Source organism: Buttiauxella cochleicola (assembly GCF_021282405.1).
In the GTDB taxonomy this organism is placed as follows: domain Bacteria; phylum Pseudomonadota; class Gammaproteobacteria; order Enterobacterales; family Enterobacteriaceae; genus Buttiauxella; species Buttiauxella massiliensis.
Genome location: NZ_JAJSOU010000002.1, coordinates 26330 through 44187, shown reverse-complemented (window position 1 = coordinate 44187; position 17858 = coordinate 26330). Strand labels below are relative to the sequence as shown.

At 49.1% G+C, this 17858-nt stretch carries 21 protein-coding genes; 15 read left to right on the top strand and 6 right to left on the bottom strand.

The features are described 5' to 3' along the window. Positions 1-199 precede the first annotated feature (199 nt). Complete coding sequence (locus LVQ79_RS02505) at positions 200-604, top strand: OsmC family protein (RefSeq protein ID WP_034460229.1); 405 nt, start codon at positions 200-202, stop codon at positions 602-604. Between the two features lie 19 nt (positions 605-623). Here LVQ79_RS02505 and LVQ79_RS02500 read toward each other — a convergent pair whose 3' ends face one another. The 3 genes from LVQ79_RS02500 to LVQ79_RS02490 all read right to left on the bottom strand — a co-directional run bounded on the left by LVQ79_RS02500 (position 624) and on the right by LVQ79_RS02490 (position 2855). Then, a complete protein-coding gene (locus tag LVQ79_RS02500) occupies positions 624-1505 on the bottom strand; it encodes a phosphoribulokinase (RefSeq protein ID WP_151993645.1) in 882 nt (293 codons plus the stop codon). 113 nt (positions 1506-1618) lie between these two features. Continuing rightward, on the bottom strand, positions 1619-1837 hold the full coding sequence (locus tag LVQ79_RS02495) for a YheU family protein (protein WP_034460225.1): 219 nt from the start codon (positions 1835-1837) through the stop codon (positions 1619-1621). Position 1838: 1 nt separating this feature from the next. Then, on the bottom strand, positions 1839-2855 hold the full coding sequence (locus tag LVQ79_RS02490) for a hydrolase (protein WP_232863775.1): 1017 nt from the start codon (positions 2853-2855) through the stop codon (positions 1839-1841). A 62-nt stretch (positions 2856-2917) separates the two neighbouring features. Here LVQ79_RS02490 and LVQ79_RS02485 point away from each other — a divergent pair, with 62 nt between their 5' ends. Next, positions 2918-3517, top strand: coding sequence for a LysE family translocator (locus LVQ79_RS02485; RefSeq protein ID WP_232863774.1), 600 nt, complete (start codon positions 2918-2920; stop codon positions 3515-3517). A 56-nt stretch (positions 3518-3573) separates the two neighbouring features. Here LVQ79_RS02485 and LVQ79_RS02480 read toward each other — a convergent pair whose 3' ends face one another. Further along, a complete protein-coding gene (locus LVQ79_RS02480; RefSeq protein WP_232863773.1) occupies positions 3574-4515 on the bottom strand; it encodes an omptin family outer membrane protease in 942 nt (313 codons plus the stop codon). Between the two features lie 250 nt (positions 4516-4765). Continuing rightward, a complete protein-coding gene (locus LVQ79_RS02475; RefSeq protein WP_232863772.1) occupies positions 4766-6670 on the bottom strand; it encodes an ABC transporter ATP-binding protein in 1905 nt (634 codons plus the stop codon). A 125-nt stretch (positions 6671-6795) separates the two neighbouring features. On the opposite strand from LVQ79_RS02475, the gene kefG reads away from it, so the two are divergent. The 4 genes from kefG to slyD all read left to right on the top strand — a co-directional run bounded on the left by kefG (position 6796) and on the right by slyD (position 10060). Next, positions 6796-7347, top strand: coding sequence for a glutathione-regulated potassium-efflux system ancillary protein KefG (gene kefG / locus LVQ79_RS02470; protein WP_064514274.1), 552 nt, complete (start codon positions 6796-6798; stop codon positions 7345-7347). Continuing rightward, positions 7347-9155 (top strand): glutathione-regulated potassium-efflux system protein KefB, encoded by a 1809-nt coding sequence (gene kefB / locus LVQ79_RS02465; RefSeq protein WP_064514272.1) that lies wholly within the window; start codon positions 7347-7349, stop codon positions 9153-9155. The genes kefG and kefB overlap by 1 nt, the downstream gene beginning before the upstream one ends. Positions 9156-9169: 14 nt before the next feature. Beyond that, positions 9170-9370: a YheV family putative zinc ribbon protein gene (locus LVQ79_RS02460; RefSeq protein WP_034460208.1), complete on the top strand. Its 201-nt coding sequence runs from the start codon at positions 9170-9172 to the stop codon at positions 9368-9370. Between the two features lie 99 nt (positions 9371-9469). Continuing rightward, positions 9470-10060 carry a peptidylprolyl isomerase gene (gene slyD, locus LVQ79_RS02455; RefSeq protein WP_064514268.1) on the top strand — a complete coding sequence of 197 codons (591 nt, stop codon included), beginning with the start codon at positions 9470-9472 and terminating at the stop codon, positions 10058-10060. Between the two features lie 52 nt (positions 10061-10112). On the opposite strand, the gene LVQ79_RS02450 is transcribed toward slyD, so the two are convergent. Continuing rightward, positions 10113-10331 carry a protein SlyX gene (locus LVQ79_RS02450; protein ID WP_034460204.1) on the bottom strand — a complete coding sequence of 73 codons (219 nt, stop codon included), beginning with the start codon at positions 10329-10331 and terminating at the stop codon, positions 10113-10115. Between the two features lie 226 nt (positions 10332-10557). Here LVQ79_RS02450 and fkpA point away from each other — a divergent pair, with 226 nt between their 5' ends. The 9 genes from fkpA (at position 10558) to tuf (ending at position 17840) form a co-directional block, all read left to right on the top strand. Beyond that, a complete protein-coding gene (gene fkpA / locus LVQ79_RS02445) occupies positions 10558-11373 on the top strand; it encodes an FKBP-type peptidyl-prolyl cis-trans isomerase (RefSeq protein ID WP_232863771.1) in 816 nt (271 codons plus the stop codon). 177 nt (positions 11374-11550) lie between these two features. Continuing rightward, the gene (locus tag LVQ79_RS02440) at positions 11551-12273 is read left to right on the top strand and encodes a helix-turn-helix transcriptional regulator (RefSeq protein WP_034460202.1); all 723 of its coding nucleotides are present in this window, start codon (positions 11551-11553) and stop codon (positions 12271-12273) included. After that, a complete protein-coding gene (gene tusD / locus LVQ79_RS02435) occupies positions 12273-12659 on the top strand; it encodes a sulfurtransferase complex subunit TusD (protein ID WP_064514263.1) in 387 nt (128 codons plus the stop codon). Before LVQ79_RS02440 ends, tusD begins: the two co-directional genes overlap by 1 nt. Further along, positions 12659-13018 carry a sulfurtransferase complex subunit TusC gene (gene tusC, locus LVQ79_RS02430; RefSeq protein WP_232863770.1) on the top strand — a complete coding sequence of 120 codons (360 nt, stop codon included), beginning with the start codon at positions 12659-12661 and terminating at the stop codon, positions 13016-13018. Before tusD ends, tusC begins: the two co-directional genes overlap by 1 nt. Before the next feature lie 6 nt (positions 13019-13024). After that, positions 13025-13312 carry a sulfurtransferase complex subunit TusB gene (gene tusB / locus LVQ79_RS02425; RefSeq protein WP_151993636.1) on the top strand — a complete coding sequence of 96 codons (288 nt, stop codon included), beginning with the start codon at positions 13025-13027 and terminating at the stop codon, positions 13310-13312. A 126-nt stretch (positions 13313-13438) separates the two neighbouring features. Then, complete coding sequence (gene rpsL, locus LVQ79_RS02420; RefSeq protein WP_003023654.1) at positions 13439-13813, top strand: 30S ribosomal protein S12; 375 nt, start codon at positions 13439-13441, stop codon at positions 13811-13813. 90 nt (positions 13814-13903) lie between these two features. Further along, entirely contained in the window at positions 13904-14374 is a 471-nt protein-coding gene (rpsG, locus tag LVQ79_RS02415; RefSeq protein WP_034499040.1) for a 30S ribosomal protein S7, read from the top strand. 93 nt (positions 14375-14467) lie between these two features. Continuing rightward, on the top strand, positions 14468-16582 hold the full coding sequence (gene fusA / locus LVQ79_RS02410) for an elongation factor G (RefSeq protein WP_034499038.1): 2115 nt from the start codon (positions 14468-14470) through the stop codon (positions 16580-16582). Between the two features lie 73 nt (positions 16583-16655). Continuing rightward, positions 16656-17840, top strand: a complete 1185-nt coding sequence (tuf, locus tag LVQ79_RS02405) for an elongation factor Tu (protein ID WP_232863769.1) — start codon at positions 16656-16658, stop codon at positions 17838-17840. Positions 17841-17858: the final 18 nt, after the last annotated feature.

The following is a 17858-nucleotide window of genomic DNA, read 5'->3' as shown; positions in this document are numbered from 1 at the left end:
CTTGCTGCCTGTAATTAGTGATGTCCTCTGCATACATGCATAACGTCAATGTATCGATGTAGCATCTGGATTGTTTTAGCATAGCTTTTGACAAGTGTCTCCTGTTGTCTCGTTTCAGCTTGACGCATGTCGCCTTCCGTTGCCAGATTTGCTGAATCTGCGTACTCTGAAAGGTAATTTTTCTACAGGAGTGAGTAGCATGCAGGCACGAGTGAAATGGGTTGAAGGGTTTACCTTCCTGGGCGAGTCCGCTTCAGGGCACCAGATCCTTATGGATGGCAATTCAGGTGATAAAGCACCAAGCCCAATGGAAATGGTGCTGATGTCCGTTGGCGGTTGCAGTGCAATTGACGTAGTTTCTATTTTGCAAAAAGGCCGCTACACCGTGACCGATTGTGAAGTGAAACTAACCTCTGAGCGCCGTGAAGAGGCTCCGCGTTTGTTTACGCATATCAATCTGCATTTCATCGTGACAGGCAAAGAGCTAAAAGATGCTGCAGTTTCCCGTGCAGTAGACCTCTCTGCTGAGAAGTACTGCTCTGTTGCACTGATGCTTGAAAAAGCGGTAAACGTTACACATAGCTATGAAGTGATTGAAGGCTAAAGAGTGAAAACGGGCGGGTTCAACCGCCCTGATTATTGATATTCCGACCTTCTGCCAGACGCTTAACCAGCGGTGTCATAATCAATTCCATCGCCAGCCCCATCTTGCCGCCCGGCACCACCAATGTATTGATATGCGAAATAAATGAGCCTTGTAGCATGGCGAGCAAATACGGGAAATCGATGTCATCCAGCCCGCGAAAATGAATCACCACAAAACTTTCATCCAGAGACGGGATGCCGCGAGCTGCAAATGGGTTAGAGGTATCAACAGTTGGGACGCGCTGGAAGTTGATGTGGGTGCGGGAGAATTGCGGTGTGATGTAATTGATATAGTCGTCCATAGAACGAACCACAGAGTCCATTACCGCTTCTCGGGAATGCCCGCGCTCACTGGTATCTCGCACTAACTTTTGTATCCACTCCAGGTTCACAATCGGTACCACACCAACCAGCAAATCGACGGCTTTAGCCACATCGTGCTGTGGCGTGACTACACCGCCGTGCAAACCTTCATAAAACAAAACATCAGTGGGTTCTGGCAATGGCTGCCATGGCGTAAAGGTTCCGGGGATTTGGTTCCAGGGTACGGCTTCATCGTAAGTATGTAGATACTTGCGTGACTTACCTTGCCCGGTTCTACCGTATTCAATGAACGTCTGTTCAAGCAAACCAAAGTCATTGGCTTCTGGGCCGAAATAGCTGATATGGCGCCCCAGGTCGCGTGCTTTACGAATAGCCATATCCATTTCAGGACGAGTGAAACGATGGAAACTGTCACCTTCGACTTCCGCTGCACGTAAATTGAGTTGCTGGAAGATTTTACGGAAGGCAAGGCTGGTGGTTGTCGTTCCCGCGCCGCTGGAACCTGTTACGGCAATAACCGGATGTTTGGCTGACATAAGGCAACAACTCCATGGGTGATCGCAAGTGTGTGTAAGTAAGGGCTGGCCCTCACTCTCAGGGAGATAGCTGGGTGAGGGTGGTTTTATTATGCAGTATAGAAGTTAAACGCTTAGCCGCGAAACTGCCCGCGAGCCATAATATTTACCGTTTCATGGAGTTCCGACCATACCAGCACAGCCTCACCACTTTGCAGCTGGCGCTTAACATCGGCCACTTTCTGCTCCAGTGAACGCTCTTGTTCACCATAATCGGTGCCTTCGCGTAATACAAAGGATTCAATCAGATTATCAAGCGTTTCGGGAGGAAGATCTTGCCAGGGAATCATCATATTACTGGTCCAGGAATTTATTCAGCCACTGTGGGATACGTTGCTCAAGCCACATTTCCGGGCGACGCAGCGTGCCACCAACAAATCCAACGTGCCCGCCGTAGCGTGTCAGCTGATACTCGATATTGGCAGGTAAGATAGCTTTATCGGGGATCACATGGTGATCCATAAACGGGTCATCTTTTGCATGGATGATGAGCGTCGGCGTTTTGATTTGTGGCAGCAGCGGCATCGCGCTGCACTGGCGGTAATAATCGATAGCGTCAGCAAAGCCGTGAATTTTTGAAGTAATCAAATCGTCAAACTCGCGTAGACGACGCATTCCTTTAAGCTGACGCATATCTACCGGGAGTGTGCCCGGATAGCTTCTTAGCTTACGTGCGGCATTCTTCTTCAGCAGATTCAAAAGATAGTGCTGATAAACGCGGGAGAAACCTTTTTCAATATGTGCGCTGCAATGTTCAAGCATCAGTGGGGCTGAAACCACTACACCAGCCTGAAGCGTACAATCGGCACCCTGTTTTGCCATCAGGCAGGCGAGCATGTTGCCGCCGAGAGAAAAACCGACCGCCGCCGTCGGTACTTTGCCATAACGCTCAGACAGCCAGTTTAAGAAGTAGCTTCCGTCTTCAGTTTCACCCGAGTGATAAATGCGCTTCATGCGGTTTGGCACCCCGCTACATCCGCGGAAATGCATTACCACGCCTAACCAGCCTTGCTTGCTGGCGGCCTCGATTAAACCATGGGCGTATGGGCTGTGCAGGCTACCTTCGAGTCCATGAAAAACGACTAACCGTGGTTTATGCATTGCCTGGCGCGGGTCCTCGCTCCAGGCTAGATCGACAAAATCCCCGTCCGGCATGTCAAGACGCTGCCAGTGAGGTTTGAAATTGAGGCGACGGCGAATCAAACGCGGAAGCATGGTTTGCAGGTGTGGATTACTGACACCCTTCAACGGACGGAATTGTTCATCTTCTTCGTGATTAAAATTCAATACTGCGGGACTTGTCGTAGCCATATCACACTGTTAGTTTCATTTAGTTTGCTAATTAACTTTACGGGGTGTGGAACACCCATTTCATGGAAACGCTTTTTCTCTCAATGCTGGGCTTTCTCTGGGTTGCTGCTATCACACCAGGCCCAAACAACATGCTACTCACTTCATCCGGCGCGAATTACGGATTCCTGCGCACCATACCATTGATGATAGGTATCATGCTTGGTATGCAGTGCATTTTATTATTGGTAGCTTTTGGTGTGGGTAGCTTAATTCTATTGTACCCCGCTTTACACCTGATTCTGAAGGTTGCCGGTAGTGCTTATCTTTTATGGTTGGCATGGAAAATTGGTACAGCGACCTACGAACGCCTGGAAACAGATGCGCCACCACCCGAGCCAATTCCATTCTGGCAGGGCGGTTTGCTGCAAGTCATTAACCCAAAAGCTTGGTTGATGGCGCTAGGTGCTGTCGCAAGTTTTAGTCTGGCGGGTTCTCAGTACTTGCATTCTGTGGCGTTAATCAGCATCGGTATTGCACTGGTTAACATTGTTGCGGGGATGATTTGGATTGCGTTTGGTAGCTTGATAGGTACGCTTCTGCGTAGTCGCCGTGCCTGGACTCTGTTTAACGTCTTTATGGGATTACTGACTGCGGCGTGTGTGTTGCTGATTTGGCACTAAGAATGAAGTCAATGTTCAGACGAGTAATTGGCCCACAAGTGGGCCAATTTGTTTGATTAAAAGCGGTATTGGACTCCGGCGGAAATGATGTAATTTTCGTTTTTAATTCCTGCAGAATCACCACCTGAGTATTCAGTTTTGCCTGTCGCGCGGTTGATCATTTCACTCCCGCCCTTACCTTCTGAATAATAGTTATAAGCAAACTCAGTCGAGACTTTCGCATTCGGTGTAATGTAATATCCGACTTCGATTGCGGCCGAATAATAACGAGAGTTCGTTGTTTTTTCACGAAATGTGGTATCTCGTAAATAGTGCTCATCATTATCTTTTGCGGTAACCCAATCGCTGAATTTCAATAATGTATTAATCTCTATACCTTGATATAGGTATTGACCAGCAAAGCCGATATAGGGTAATGAAAATTTCTGTTGGTAACCAATAGTGCGCTTGCCATCGGGTAAGTTACCAATATCAGTCCCATTATCGTAATTGTAGTTACCACCATATGCACTCCAGCTAAATCGAGTTTGTTGATAACCAGCCACTGCTGCTAATTTGTAGTTGTCAGCTTTTAATAACCAACCCCTGAGACTGAGATCAAATTCATTAGCGTAATTGAGAGGGGTATTGGGATGATGTGACCAGTCACTCCAGCCAGATTTTTTATCATCAAGCCAGTCATAGTCGTCCATCGTGTTGCCGCGCGAGGCCAGAGATGTCCACCCTCTGGCATTAAGTGTGAGTCTTTGCCAGGCATCCCAGTTTATTTCACCTTTAAGAACAGGAGTGTTTTTTATTTTCCACTCAAGTTGACTTATTTTTTTACCGCTTTTGTCATCATATACTCGTTCTGTAGATTTTCCGCCCAGAATACCTAGCGATGTTCCTATAGATAAACTTTCGGGTTCTAGTGAGGGTGCAAAATTATTAAAGTCATTTGCATAGGCCAGTTGGTCAAATGCAGAAAGCATAATGATGGATGTAATTAGTCGTCTCATTATATTCATTCCATTGAAGTGAGTTTTTATATTTTATGACCGTCATTGTGTAGATGGCTGTAAAAATATAGTGTGCGTGATAACGAATAAACATGTTATCTGGCACAGTTGTACTCTATTGATTAACGAATAAGCAATGTAACAAATCCATCATTGCGATAAGATTCATATATGCGAAGAAATAGGAGGTTTCCCGGGATGTTATCTTATAGAGTTCTCCCGGGATAAGTGATAATTTTCGCGAGTTTATTTATTCGCTTTGCATCATCTGTTCTAACTGATCATGAGCATCAAGCCATTCCATCTCGCATTCTTCCAGAGCTGACTTCACTTTCACCTGAGTTTGCAGACATTCGGTCATTTCTGCTTTGCGACTTTGATCGTAAATGGCGCTGTCAGCCAGTTTTTCTTCGACTTCAGTAAGCTGCGCATTTAACTTTTCCATTTGTTTTTCAAGCGTGGTGATTTGCTTACGCAGCGGCTGAGTTTGTGTGCGTAATTCAGCTTCACGGCGTTTCTGGTCTTTACGTGCCTGGGCGCTATTGGTGTTATCTTTCGCGGAATCATCAGGCTGGTTTTCCTGCTTTTGCAGATCAATAAGCCATTGCTGATAATCTTCCAGATCGCCATCAAACGCTTCCACTTTGCCATCGTGAACCAGGTAGAGATCGTCTGTGGTTGAACGCAGCAGGTGACGGTCGTGCGATACCACTACCAGCGCGCCTTCGAAATCAATTAACGCTTCGGTTAGCGCCTGACGCATGTCGAGATCAAGGTGGTTGGTCGGTTCATCGAGCAGCAGTAGGTTAGGGCGCTGCCAAACAACCAATGCCAGAACCAGACGTGCTTTTTCGCCACCAGAGAAACGAGCTGTTTGCTCGGTAACTTTATCGCCCCGGAAGCCGAAACCGCCGAGATAATCACGCAGTTGCTGTTCAGACTCTTTTGGTGCGATACGTGCAAGATGTTGAAGCGGGGATTCGTCAGCGCGTAAATATTCCAACTGATGCTGAGCGAAGTAGCCGAGCTTGATGCCTTTTGCCAGGCCGATATCGCCCTGCAACGGTTTGATTTCTTCCGCCAGCAGTTTGATAAGCGTTGATTTACCAGCACCGTTGCGGCCGAGCAAACCAATGCGCGAGCCAGGCACCAGATTCAGTTTGATTGAATCAAGGATGACGCGCTCGCCATAACCAGCACTGACTTTTTCCATTCGCAATAGCGGATTCGGCAAGCTTTCTGGCTCGCGGAAACTGAATTGGAACGGGTTGTCGACGTGTGCCGGAGCAATCAATTCCATGCGCTCGAGCATCTTCACGCGGCTCTGCGCTTGTTTTGCTTTGCTGGCTTTGGCTTTGAAACGATCGATAAAGCTTTGCAAGTGAGCAACACGCTCCTGCTGGCTTTCATACATCGACTGCTGCTGAGCAAGGCGCGTCGCGCGCTGGCCTTCAAACGAAGAGTAGTTGCCAGTGTATTCAAACATCGACTCTTGTTCGATATGAATAATTTTGCCCACCACCGGGTCAAGGAAGTCGCGGTCGTGAGAAATCAGAATCAATGTGCCCTGATAACTTTTCAACCAGCGCTCAAGCCAGATAACGGCGTCTAAATCCAGGTGGTTGGTTGGTTCATCAAGCAGAAGTAAATCTGAGCGGCAGATCAGCGCTTGTGCCAGGTTCAGGCGCATACGCCAGCCACCGGAAAAATCACTGACCGGGCGTTCAAGTTGTTCATTGCTGAAGCCTAAACCGTGCAGCAGGCTCGACGCGCGTGAGCGAATCGTCCAGGCATCAACCGCGTCAAGTTTACCGTGCACCAGTGCAATCGCGTGGCCATCGTTGCGCTCATTGGCTTTTGCCAGTTCCGCTTCAAGCTGGCGGAATTCACGATCGCCATCAATAACATATTCAATGGCTGGCATCGCCAGTGCAGGGGTTTCCTGGTTTACCCAGGCCAGCGCCCAGTTACCAGGATAGGTCATACTTCCGCCATCGGCGCTGATCTCGTTCTTCAGCAGCGCCAGCAGCGTGGATTTACCGCAGCCGTTTTTACCCACCAGACCCACTTTCTGGCCCGGATTGATGGTAGCGGTGGCGTTATCCAGCAGAACGCGGGTACCGCGACGAATTTGTAACGAGGAGAAAACAATCATAAAGCGCCGTATGTTCAGAGTATGTTAAATTGTCATTATATTAAGGTAACGTGATGCCATCGGCACCGCGTCGGGCTGCATGGTAGCCCAAAAAAATCACTATGACGACGCCCTGGAGGGTAATGATGTCGCAGCCGCCGAAAGTTTTGCTGCTATATGCCCATCCGGAGTCACAAGACTCGGTCGCAAACCGCGTCTTACTCCAGCCGGCGCAGCAGCTTGCCAATGTCACTGTGCATGACCTTTATGCGCACTATCCCGACTTTTTTATTGATATCTATCGCGAGCAGGCATTGCTGCAAGAGCACGATGTCATCGTCTTTCAACATCCTCTCTATACCTATAGCTGCCCGGCGTTACTCAAAGAGTGGCTGGATCGCGTTCTAAGTCGTGGTTTTGCCAGTGGTGTCGGAGGTACTGCTCTGGCGGGAAAGTACTGGCGTAGTGTGATTACCACCGGCGAGCCAGAAGGTGCTTACCGGCACGATGGTTTTAACCGCTTCCCGCTGACCGATATTTTACGTCCCTTTGAACTCACTGCCGCCATGTGCCGTATGCACTGGATGAACCCGATGATTGTTTACTGGGCACGTCGGCAATCTCCCCAAGAGCTGGCCAGCCATGCGAAAGCTTATGGCGAATGGTTGGCTTCACCGACATTACCGGGAGGCCGCTGATGGAAGGTTCAGATGTATTGCTGGCTGGCGTGTTGTTTTTGTTTGCTGCGGTTGTGGCTGTGCCAATTGCTGCGCGTTTAGGTATTGGCGCGGTGCTGGGCTATTTACTGGCAGGTATTGCGATTGGGCCGTGGGGATTAGGATTTATCAGCGATGTAGATGAAATCCTTCACTTCTCGGAATTGGGCGTTGTATTCCTGATGTTTATCATCGGGCTGGAACTGAACCCTTCCAAGCTTTGGCAGCTTCGGCGTTCGATATTTGGTGTCGGTGCGGCACAAGTTTTACTCAGTGCCACGATCCTGGCTGGATTACTGATGTTGACGCAGTTTTCCTGGCAAGCCGCGGTGATTGGCGGGATTGGCCTGGCGATGTCGTCAACGGCGATGGCGCTACAGCTGATGCGTGATAAGGGCATGAATCGCAACGAGTCCGGACAACTGGGCTTTTCAGTGCTGCTGTTTCAGGACTTGGCGGTAATTCCGGCGATTGCGCTGGTACCGTTGTTAGCCGGCAATGACGGCGGCCATACCGACTGGATAAAGATCGGCTTCAAAGTGCTGGCTTTTGCGGGGATGTTGGTTGGCGGGCGTTATCTGCTGAAACCTGTGTTCCGCTTTATTGCGGGTTCCGGGGTACGGGAAGTGTTTACGGCGGCGGCATTGTTGCTGGTTTTGGGTTCGGCGCTATTTATGGATGCGCTGGGCTTTTCAATGGCGCTTGGGACATTTATCGCGGGCGTGCTATTGGCGGAAAGTGAATACCGGCACGAACTGGAAATCGCGATCGACCCTTTTAAAGGATTATTGCTCGGCTTGTTCTTTATCTCCGTTGGCATGGCATTAAACCTCGGGGTGCTTTACACCCATATCTTCTGGGTTGTTTTAGGTGTTGTGGTGTTGGTGGCAGTTAAAGCCGGCGTGCTGTATGGCCTGTCGTGGTTTTTCGGGTTGCGTAGCTCTGAGCGCCTACAGTTTTCAGGTGTACTAAGCCAGGGCGGGGAGTTCGCATTCGTACTTTTCTCGACGGCTTCATCGCAAAAGCTGTTCAGCGGTGACCAGATGCCACTGTTACTGGTGACGGTCACACTTTCAATGATGACTACGCCGCTATTGATGAAAGGCGTTGATGCCATTCTGGCGCGGCGATTTAATGTTGCTGATGACGAAAACGATGAAAAGCCTTATGTGGAAGACGATCAGCCGCAAGTCATTATTGTGGGCTTTGGGCGTTTTGGGCAGGTGATTGGCCGCTTGCTGATGGCGAACAAAATGCGCATTACAGTTCTTGAGAGAGACATTAGCTCCGTTAGTCTGATGCGCAAATATGGCTACAAGGTCTATTACGGCGATGCCACCGAGCTTGAGTTGCTGCGTTCGGCAGGAGCGGAGACCGCAAAATCTATTGTTATCACCTGTAATGAGCCGGAAGACACAATGAAAGTCGTCCATTTGTGTCAACAACACTTTCCACATCTGGCGATACTGGCGCGAGCCAGAGGGCGTGTAGAAGCGCATGAATTGTTGCAAGCTGGAGTGACACAGTTCTCACGTGAAACCTTCTCCAGTGCGCTGGAATTAGGGCGCAAGGCGCTGATGACATTGGGGATGCATCCTCATCAGGCGCACCGCGCACAGCTCCATTTCCGCCGTCTGGATATGAGTATGCTGCGTGAGTTAATGCCAATTCATACTGATAACGCACAAATTTCCAGGGTGCGTGAAGCGCGTCGTGAGTTAGAAGAGATTTTCGAACGCGAGATGCAGCAAGAGCGTCGGCAGTTCGATGGTTGGGATGAATTTGAATAAATAAGGTGAAGCGAATGCCGGTGCGTAAACGTTTTATTGCCGGGGCTGTTTGCCCCGAATGCCAGGCGCGAGATTCCCTCGCGATGTGGCGTGAGAATAATGTCGATATTGTTGAGTGTGTTAAGTGCGGCCACCAAATGCGTGAAGCCGATAAGCAAGTTCGTGAGCATGTTCGCGAACAAGAGCAAGTCATTGGGATTTTTCATCCGGACTAGCGAGATGCCCCAGCTTTTTTTAAGCTTAGGGGTACACCGGCGCTAAATTCCGCTACAATCGGCGCCAGTTTTTTTTCTCACGCTCGCTCAGGAGATATCATGAAAGTAGCAAAAGATCTGGTGGTCAGCCTGGCTTACCAGGTACGTACAGAAGACGGTGTGTTGGTTGATGAGTCTCCGGTGAGTGCGCCGCTGGACTATCTGCATGGTCACGGCTCCCTGATTTCAGGTCTGGAAACTGCGCTGGAAGGTCACGTTGTTGGTGATCGTTTCGACGTGAATGTTGGCGCAAATGACGCTTACGGCCAGTATGACGAAAATCTGGTGCAACGCGTTCCTAAAGACGTGTTCATGGGCGTTGATGAGCTGGAAGTTGGTATGCGCTTTATGGCTGACACCGACCAGGGTCCAGTACCAGTTGAAATTACTGGCGTTGAAGATGAACACGTTGTTGTCGATGGCAACCACATGCTGGCAGGCCAGAATCTGAGCTTCAACGTAGAAGTTATCGCGATTCGCGAAGCAACTGCTGAAGAACTGGCTCATGGCCACGTTCACGGCGAGCACGATCATCACCATGATCACGACCATGAAGGTGGTTGCTGTGGTGGTCACGGTCACGGCGACGACCATGAACATGAACATGGGAAAGGCGGTTGTGGCGGTAATGGCGGTTGCGGTTGCCACTAATCTGCGAAAGATAAAAAAAGGCGTGTCAGTGACACGCCTTTTCTTTTGGGAACTAGTAATGCGGAGGTGGAGTCTCTTCGGCTTCTGATGCCACCATCGAAGGCTGGCTTGCTTTTAGTTTTTCAACCAGCAAGCGGAAATGCTCGCGCAGTTTGACCATCTCCAATTCATGAGCCGTTACCGTCTGATTTAACTCTTCTATAGTAATCTCCTGGAAAGCGAGACGACTCTCAAGTTCTTCTAGCCGTTGTTCGGTCGATTTCTGTTGCATGGCTAATACTCCTGGCCTGCGGATGGACAATTTCGGGCGATTCTACTGAAAAATCCAGCACGTTACAGCGCTGTTTTACTTAGGAAGAAACTTCTTTATACAAAAAGAGTCTGAATTTGTCTCGATAAGGCGCGGAGAGATTGTGTAGATTTCTTCCACGACGTTATAGTACGTGTCTTAGTTGATAATAACCTTGGGGTTAGAGGCCCCGGCCCTGGAGAAATGGATGAAATCACTGTTTAAAGTAACGCTACTGGCGACCACGATGGCCGTTGCCCTGAGCGCTCCGGCGTTCGCTGCCCCGGCAACTGCTGCCGCTAAAGATGCCCCAGCTGCAAGCAATGCGGCATTCAAAAATGACGATCAGAAATCTGCGTATGCATTGGGTGCTTCGCTGGGCCGTTATATGGAAAACTCTCTGAAAGAACAAGAAAAGCTGGGGATCACGCTGGATAAGAACCAGCTTATCGCTGGTGTTCAGGATGCATTTGCTGATAAGAGCAAATTATCCGATCAGGAAATTGAGCAGACGCTGCAAGCTTTCGAAGCTCGCGTGAAGTCTTCCGCTCAAGCGAAAATGGAAAAAGATGCTAAAGAAAACGCGGATAAAGGCAAAACCTTCCGTGATACTTTCGCAAAAGAGAAAGGTGTTAAAACTTCTCCAACTGGTCTGATGTATAAAATCGACAAAGCGGGTACAGGTGAAGCACCAACTGACAGCGATACTGTTGTCGTTAACTACAAAGGTACGCTGATCGACGGTAAAGAGTTCGATAACTCTTACACCCGTGGCGAACCACTCTCTTTCCGTCTTGATGGTGTAATCCCTGGTTGGACTGAAGGCCTGAAGAACTTGAAGAAGGGCGGTAAAATCCAACTGGTTATTCCACCAGAACTAGCTTATGGCAAGACTGGCGTTCCGGGGATCCCTGCTAACTCAACTCTGGTATTTGACGTAGAGTTGCTGGATATCAAGCCAGCACCTAAAGCTGACGCGAAACCAGAAGCCGCTCCAGAAGCTGATGCAGCTAAGAGCAAATAAGGCATTATTAACCGCCGTCCTCAGGGGCGGCGGTTTTTTATTTGAGGCAGGATATAATAAAAGCTGGAAAGCGCCTCTTACGCTGTATTACCTTAGCAGGCTGCGCAACAACGAGTATGAGTCTGCCCTGACACCATTTAAGCGCGACAGGCTCTCTGTAGAGGGTGGTATCTTTAAATGTCCAATTCGCTTTTAACCAATGAAACCAGTGAGCTTGATTTACTGGACCAGCGTCCTTTCGAACAAACCGACTTTGAAATATTAAAATCCTACGAAGCGGTGGTGGACGGGTTAGCGATGCTGATTGGTTCTCACTGTGAAATTGTGTTGCACTCGCTGCAAGATCTGAAGTGTTCCGCTATTCGCATCGCAAATGGTGAACACACTGGGCGAAAAATTGGCTCCCCGATTACCGATCTTGCCTTACGCATGCTGCATGATATGACCGGTGCGGATAGTAGTGTTTCCAAATGCTATTTCACCCGTGCAAAAAGCGGTGTCCTGATGAAGTCAGAGACTATCGCCATTCGTAACCGTGATGAACGTGTTATCGGCCTGTTGTGTATCAACATCAATCTTGATGTTCCATTCTCGCAAATTATGTCGACGTTCATTCCGCCAGAAACGCCTGAAGTGGCTTCATCGGTGAACTTTGCGTCCTCAGTTGAAGATTTGGTTATGCAGGCTCTGGAATTCACGATTGAAGAAGTGAATGCCGATCGCAATGTGTCCAACAATGCCAAGAATCGGCAGATTGTGCTGAACCTTTACGAGAAAGGTATCTTTGATATCAAAGATGCGATTAACCAGGTTGCCGATCGTTTGAATATTTCTAAGCACACGGTTTATCTTTACATCCGTCAATTCAAAAACGGTGATTTCCAGGGGCAGGATAAGTAATGCGTTTTGCCATCCTGGTGACAGGCCCGGCTTATGGTACGCAGCAGGCGAGTAGTGCATTGCAGTTTTCTCAGGCCGTTATTGCTCAAGGACACACATTAGAAAGCGTGTTCTTCTACCGCGAAGGTGTTTATAACGCAAACCTTCTTACATCCCCTGCAAATGATGAATTTGATATTGTTCGAGCATGGCAGCAGCTCAATGAACAGCATGGCGTTGAATTGCACATCTGTGTTGCAGCGGCTCTGCGTCGCGGTGTTACTGACGCAGAGCAAGCTAAACAGCTTGGTTTACCTTGTCATAATATGCAGCCTGGCTTCACCCTTAGTGGGTTAGGGGCACTGGCTCAGGCTTCGTTGAGCTGTGATCGGACGGTACAATTCTGATGAAGCGTGTAGCATTCGTATTTAAATCAGCACCTCATGGAAGCGCCAGCGGGCGTGAAGGGCTTGATGCCTTACTTGCCACATCAGCACTAACCGAAGATATCGGCGTGTTTTTCATTGGCGATGGGGTTTTGCAACTGATACCAGATCAGCAACCAGGCCTTATCCTCTCCAGAGACTACATCGCGACATTCCGCGTGCTGCCATTGTACGATATCGAGCAGTGTTATCTCTGCGCGGCGTCGATTCGTGAACGAGGATTATCGCCAGAAAGAACCTGGGTTCTCGATGCTAAACCGCTTGAGCCTGATGCATTGTGCGAAATGCTGCACCAATTTGATGTGGTGCTAACCTTCTGAGGCAACATGCTGCATATTTTACAACACTCACCTTTTCAGGCCGATTTTGAATCGTTGCTTCGCTGTTTGAAATGCGGTGATGAACTTTTATTACGGCAAGATGCGGTCATTGCAGCCATCTCAGGGACCAAAGCCCTTGATTTACTGCTCTCAGCCCCCATTTCTGTGTATGCTCTGCAGGAAGATATCGAGGCTCGCGGCTTAACTGCTCAAATTTCAACCGGTGTAGGCAAGGTCAGCTATACTGACTTCGTTGCATTGACGGTTAAACACGAACAACATATTTCCTGGTAAAATCCAGGATTGTTGTATATTTCTTGACACCTTTTCGGCTCAGCCCTAAAATTCTGCGTCCTCATATTATATGAGGCCGTTTTATTACGTGTTTACGAAGCAAAAGCTAAAACCAGGAGCTATTTAATGGCAACAGTTAACCAGCTGGTACGCAAACCACGCGCTCGCAAAGTTGCAAAAAGCAACGTGCCTGCGCTGGAAGCCTGCCCGCAGAAACGTGGCGTATGTACTCGTGTATATACTACCACTCCTAAGAAACCAAACTCCGCACTGCGTAAAGTATGCCGTGTGCGTTTGACTAACGGTTTTGAAGTTACCTCCTACATCGGCGGTGAAGGTCACAACCTGCAGGAACACTCCGTGATCCTGATCCGTGGCGGTCGTGTAAAAGACTTGCCAGGTGTTCGTTACCACACCGTTCGTGGTGCACTTGACTGCTCCGGCGTTAAAGACCGTAAGCAATCTCGTTCCAAGTATGGCGTGAAACGTCCTAAGGCTTAATGGTTTCCGTTAAGTAAGGCCAAACGTTTTAAATAAATGTCAAACTCAATAGAGTTTTGGACAACCCTGAATTAACAACGGAGTATTCCCATGCCACGTCGTCGCGTCATTGGTCAACGTAAAATTCTTCCAGATCCTAAGTTCGGATCAGAGTTGCTGGCCAAATTTGTAAACATTCTGATGGTAGATGGTAAGAAATCTACTGCTGAATCTATCGTGTATACCGCGCTGGAGACCCTGGCTCAGCGTTCTGGTAAACAAGCACTGGAAGCTTTCGAAGTCGCTCTGGACAACGTTCGTCCGACTGTCGAAGTTAAGTCCCGCCGTGTTGGTGGTTCTACTTATCAGGTTCCAGTAGAAGTACGTCCGGTTCGTCGTAATGCTCTGGCAATGCGTTGGATCGTAGAAGCTGCTCGTAAACGCGGTGATAAATCCATGGCTCTTCGCCTGGCGAACGAACTTTCTGATGCTGCAGAGAACAAAGGTACTGCAGTTAAGAAACGTGAAGACGTTCACCGTATGGCTGAAGCCAACAAGGCGTTCGCTCACTACCGTTGGTAATCCCTTCGGAGTGTTAGTCACCAAGCGGGCGCTTCATGTGAGCTGCCCGCTTTGGGTTACTTAAATGAACGTCCTAGGATATAGAGGAATCAAATGGCTCGTAAAACACCCATTGAGCGTTACCGTAACATTGGTATCAGTGCTCACATCGACGCCGGTAAGACAACTACTACCGAACGTGTTCTGTTCTACACCGGTGTAAACCACAAAATCGGTGAAGTTCATGATGGCGCAGCCACTATGGACTGGATGGAGCAGGAGCAGGAACGTGGTATTACCATCACGTCTGCTGCGACCACCTGTTTCTGGTCTGGTATGGCCAAACAGTTCGAACCACACCACATCAACATCATCGACACCCCAGGGCACGTTGACTTCACCATCGAAGTTGAACGTTCCATGCGTGTTCTTGATGGTGCGGTAATGGTTTACTGTGCTGTTGGTGGTGTTCAGCCACAGTCTGAGACCGTATGGCGTCAGGCAAACAAATATAAAGTTCCACGTATCGCGTTCGTTAACAAAATGGACCGTATGGGTGCTAACTTCCTGAAAGTTGTTGACCAGATCGAAAAACGTCTGGGCGCAACTCCGGTGCCTCTGCAACTGGCTATCGGCGCGGAAGAGAAATTCACCGGTGTTGTTGACCTGGTGAAAATGAAAGCCATCAACTGGAACGAAGCTGATCAGGGCGTGACCTTCGAATACGAAGAGATCCCAGCTGATATGCAGGAACTGGCCGAAGAATGGCGCCAGAAACTGGTTGAAGCCGCCGCTGAAGGTTCTGACGAACTGATGGAGAAATTCTTTGGTGGCGAAGAGCTGACTGAAGAAGAGATCAAAACTTCTCTGCGTAAGCGCGTACTGAACAACGAAATTATCTTGGTTACCTGTGGTTCTGCATTTAAGAACAAAGGTGTTCAGGCGATGCTGGATGCGGTTGTTGAATACCTGCCAGCTCCAACTGACGTTACCGCGATTAACGGTATGCTGGACGACGGTAAAGACACTCCGGCTGTTCGTCACTCAGACGACAACGAGCCGTTTGCTGCTCTGGCGTTCAAAATCGCAACTGACCCGTTTGTTGGTAACCTGACCTTCTTCCGCGTTTACTCTGGCGTGGTTAACTCTGGTGACACCGTGTTCAACCCGGTGAAATCAGCACGTGAGCGTCTGGGCCGTATCGTACAGATGCACGCTAACAAACGTGAAGAGATCAAAGAAGTTCGCGCGGGCGATATCGCTGCAGCTATTGGTCTGAAAGAAGTGACTACTGGTGATACCCTGTGTGATCAGGACAATGTGATCATTCTGGAGCGCATGGAATTCCCTGAACCGGTAATTTCTATCGCTGTTGAACCAAAAACCAAAGCTGACCAGGAAAAAATGGGTCTGGCTCTGGGTCGTCTGGCTAAAGAAGATCCATCATTCCGCGTATGGACTGATGAAGAAACCAACCAGACCATCATCGCTGGTATGGGTGAACTTCACCTCGACATCATCGTTGACCGTATGAAACGTGAATTCAACGTTGAAGCTAACGTTGGTAAACCTCAGGTTGCTTACCGTGAAGCGATTCGCGCGAAAGTTACCGATGTTGAAGGTAAACACGCTAAGCAGTCTGGTGGTCGCGGTCAGTACGGTCATGTTGTTATCGACATGTACCCACTGGAGCCGGGTTCGAATCCGAAAGGTTACGAGTTCGTCAACGACATCAAAGGTGGTGTGATCCCAACGGAATACATCCCTGCTGTTGATAAAGGCATCCAGGAGCAGCTGAAGTCTGGTCCTCTGGCGGGTTACCCAGTAGTGGATCTCGGCGTGCGTCTGCACTTCGGTTCTTACCACGACGTTGACTCCTCTGAACTGGCGTTTAAACTGGCCGCTTCTATTGCCTTCAAAGATGGCTTTAAGAAAGCGAAACCAGTTCTGCTTGAGCCTATCATGAAGGTTGAAGTTGAAACTCCGGAAGAGAACACCGGTGACGTTATCGGTGACCTTAGCCGTCGTCGTGGTCAGCTGAAAGGTCAAGAATCTAACGCTACTGGCGTTCAGATTCACGCTGAAGTTCCGTTGTCTGAAATGTTCGGTTACGCAACTCAACTGCGTTCACTGACCAAAGGTCGTGCATCTTACTCCATGGAATTCCTGAAGTATGATGACGCGCCAAACAACGTTGCTCAGGCCGTAATCGAAGCTCGCGGCAAATAAGCCCAGAGTTTTAAAAAACATTGATCCCGTGCTCTCTCCTTGAGGGGAGAGCGCAACAGTAAGGAATATAGCCGTGTCTAAAGAAAAATTTGAACGTACAAAACCGCACGTCAACGTCGGTACTATCGGCCACGTTGACCATGGTAAAACCACTCTGACTGCAGCAATCACTACCGTTCTGGCTAAAACCTACGGTGGTTCTGCTCGTGCTTTCGACCAGATCGATAACGCACCAGAAGAAAAAGCTCGTGGTATCACCATCAACACTTCCCACGTTGAATATGACACCCCGACTCGCCACTACGCGCACGTTGACTGCCCAGGGCACGCCGACTACGTTAAAAACATGATCACCGGTGCTGCTCAGATGGACGGCGCTATCCTGGTTGTTGCTGCGACAGATGGCCCAATGCCACAGACTCGTGAGCACATCCTGCTGGGTCGTCAGGTTGGCGTTCCTTACATCATCGTGTTCCTGAACAAATGCGACATGGTTGATGATGAAGAGCTGCTGGAACTGGTAGAAATGGAAGTTCGTGAACTTCTGTCTATGTACGACTTCCCAGGCGACGATACTCCAATCGTACGTGGTTCAGCGCTGAAAGCACTGGAAGGCGACGCGGATTACGAAGCTAAAATCATCGAACTGGCTGGCTACCTGGATACCTATATCCCGGAACCAGAACGTGCTATCGACAAGCCGTTCCTGCTGCCAATCGAAGACGTATTCTCCATCTCCGGTCGTGGTACTGTTGTTACCGGTCGTGTAGAGCGCGGTATCGTTAAAGTTGGTGAAGAAGTTGAAATCGTTGGTATCAAAGATACCGTGAAATCAACTTGTACTGGCGTTGAAATGTTCCGCAAACTGCTGGACGAAGGCCGTGCTGGTGAGAACGTTGGTGTTCTGCTGCGTGGTATTAAACGTGAAGATATCGAACGTGGTCAGGTACTGGCTAAGCCAGGCTCTATCAAGCCACATACTCAGTTCGAGTCAGAAGTTTATATCCTGTCCAAAGACGAAGGCGGCCGTCATACTCCGTTCTTCAAAGGCTACCGTCCACAGTTCTACTTCCGTACAACTGACGTGACTGGCACCATCGAACTGCCAGAAGGCGTTGAGATGGTAATGCCGGGCGACAACATCAAAATGGTTGTTACCCTGATCCACCCAATCGCGATGGACGACGGTCTGCGTTTCGCAATCCGTGAAGGCGGCCGTACTGTAGGCGCGGGCGTTGTTGCTAAAGTTATCGCTTAATCGCTGATACCTTTGTAT

What these genes read in the sequence shown, in the direction of transcription:
- LVQ79_RS02505 (WP_034460229.1), top strand. Translation starts at nt 200, where the DNA reads ATGCAGGCACGAGTGAAATGGGTTGAAGGGTTTACCTTCCTGGGCGAG.
- LVQ79_RS02500 (WP_151993645.1), bottom strand. Translation starts at nt 1,505, where the DNA reads ATGTCAGCCAAACATCCGGTTATTGCCGTAACAGGTTCCAGCGGCGCG.
- LVQ79_RS02495 (WP_034460225.1), bottom strand. Translation starts at nt 1,837, where the DNA reads ATGATGATTCCCTGGCAAGATCTTCCTCCCGAAACGCTTGATAATCTG.
- LVQ79_RS02490 (WP_232863775.1), bottom strand. Translation starts at nt 2,855, where the DNA reads ATGGCTACGACAAGTCCCGCAGTATTGAATTTTAATCACGAAGAAGAT.
- LVQ79_RS02485 (WP_232863774.1), top strand. Translation starts at nt 2,918, where the DNA reads ATGGAAACGCTTTTTCTCTCAATGCTGGGCTTTCTCTGGGTTGCTGCT.
- LVQ79_RS02480 (WP_232863773.1), bottom strand. Translation starts at nt 4,515, where the DNA reads ATGAGACGACTAATTACATCCATCATTATGCTTTCTGCATTTGACCAA.
- LVQ79_RS02475 (WP_232863772.1), bottom strand. Translation starts at nt 6,670, where the DNA reads ATGATTGTTTTCTCCTCGTTACAAATTCGTCGCGGTACCCGCGTTCTG.
- kefG (WP_064514274.1), top strand. Translation starts at nt 6,796, where the DNA reads ATGTCGCAGCCGCCGAAAGTTTTGCTGCTATATGCCCATCCGGAGTCA.
- kefB (WP_064514272.1), top strand. Translation starts at nt 7,347, where the DNA reads ATGGAAGGTTCAGATGTATTGCTGGCTGGCGTGTTGTTTTTGTTTGCT.
- LVQ79_RS02460 (WP_034460208.1), top strand. Translation starts at nt 9,170, where the DNA reads ATGCCGGTGCGTAAACGTTTTATTGCCGGGGCTGTTTGCCCCGAATGC.
- slyD (WP_064514268.1), top strand. Translation starts at nt 9,470, where the DNA reads ATGAAAGTAGCAAAAGATCTGGTGGTCAGCCTGGCTTACCAGGTACGT.
- LVQ79_RS02450 (WP_034460204.1), bottom strand. Translation starts at nt 10,331, where the DNA reads ATGCAACAGAAATCGACCGAACAACGGCTAGAAGAACTTGAGAGTCGT.
- fkpA (WP_232863771.1), top strand. Translation starts at nt 10,558, where the DNA reads ATGAAATCACTGTTTAAAGTAACGCTACTGGCGACCACGATGGCCGTT.
- LVQ79_RS02440 (WP_034460202.1), top strand. Translation starts at nt 11,551, where the DNA reads ATGTCCAATTCGCTTTTAACCAATGAAACCAGTGAGCTTGATTTACTG.
- tusD (WP_064514263.1), top strand. Translation starts at nt 12,273, where the DNA reads ATGCGTTTTGCCATCCTGGTGACAGGCCCGGCTTATGGTACGCAGCAG.
- tusC (WP_232863770.1), top strand. Translation starts at nt 12,659, where the DNA reads ATGAAGCGTGTAGCATTCGTATTTAAATCAGCACCTCATGGAAGCGCC.
- tusB (WP_151993636.1), top strand. Translation starts at nt 13,025, where the DNA reads ATGCTGCATATTTTACAACACTCACCTTTTCAGGCCGATTTTGAATCG.
- rpsL (WP_003023654.1), top strand. Translation starts at nt 13,439, where the DNA reads ATGGCAACAGTTAACCAGCTGGTACGCAAACCACGCGCTCGCAAAGTT.
- rpsG (WP_034499040.1), top strand. Translation starts at nt 13,904, where the DNA reads ATGCCACGTCGTCGCGTCATTGGTCAACGTAAAATTCTTCCAGATCCT.
- fusA (WP_034499038.1), top strand. Translation starts at nt 14,468, where the DNA reads ATGGCTCGTAAAACACCCATTGAGCGTTACCGTAACATTGGTATCAGT.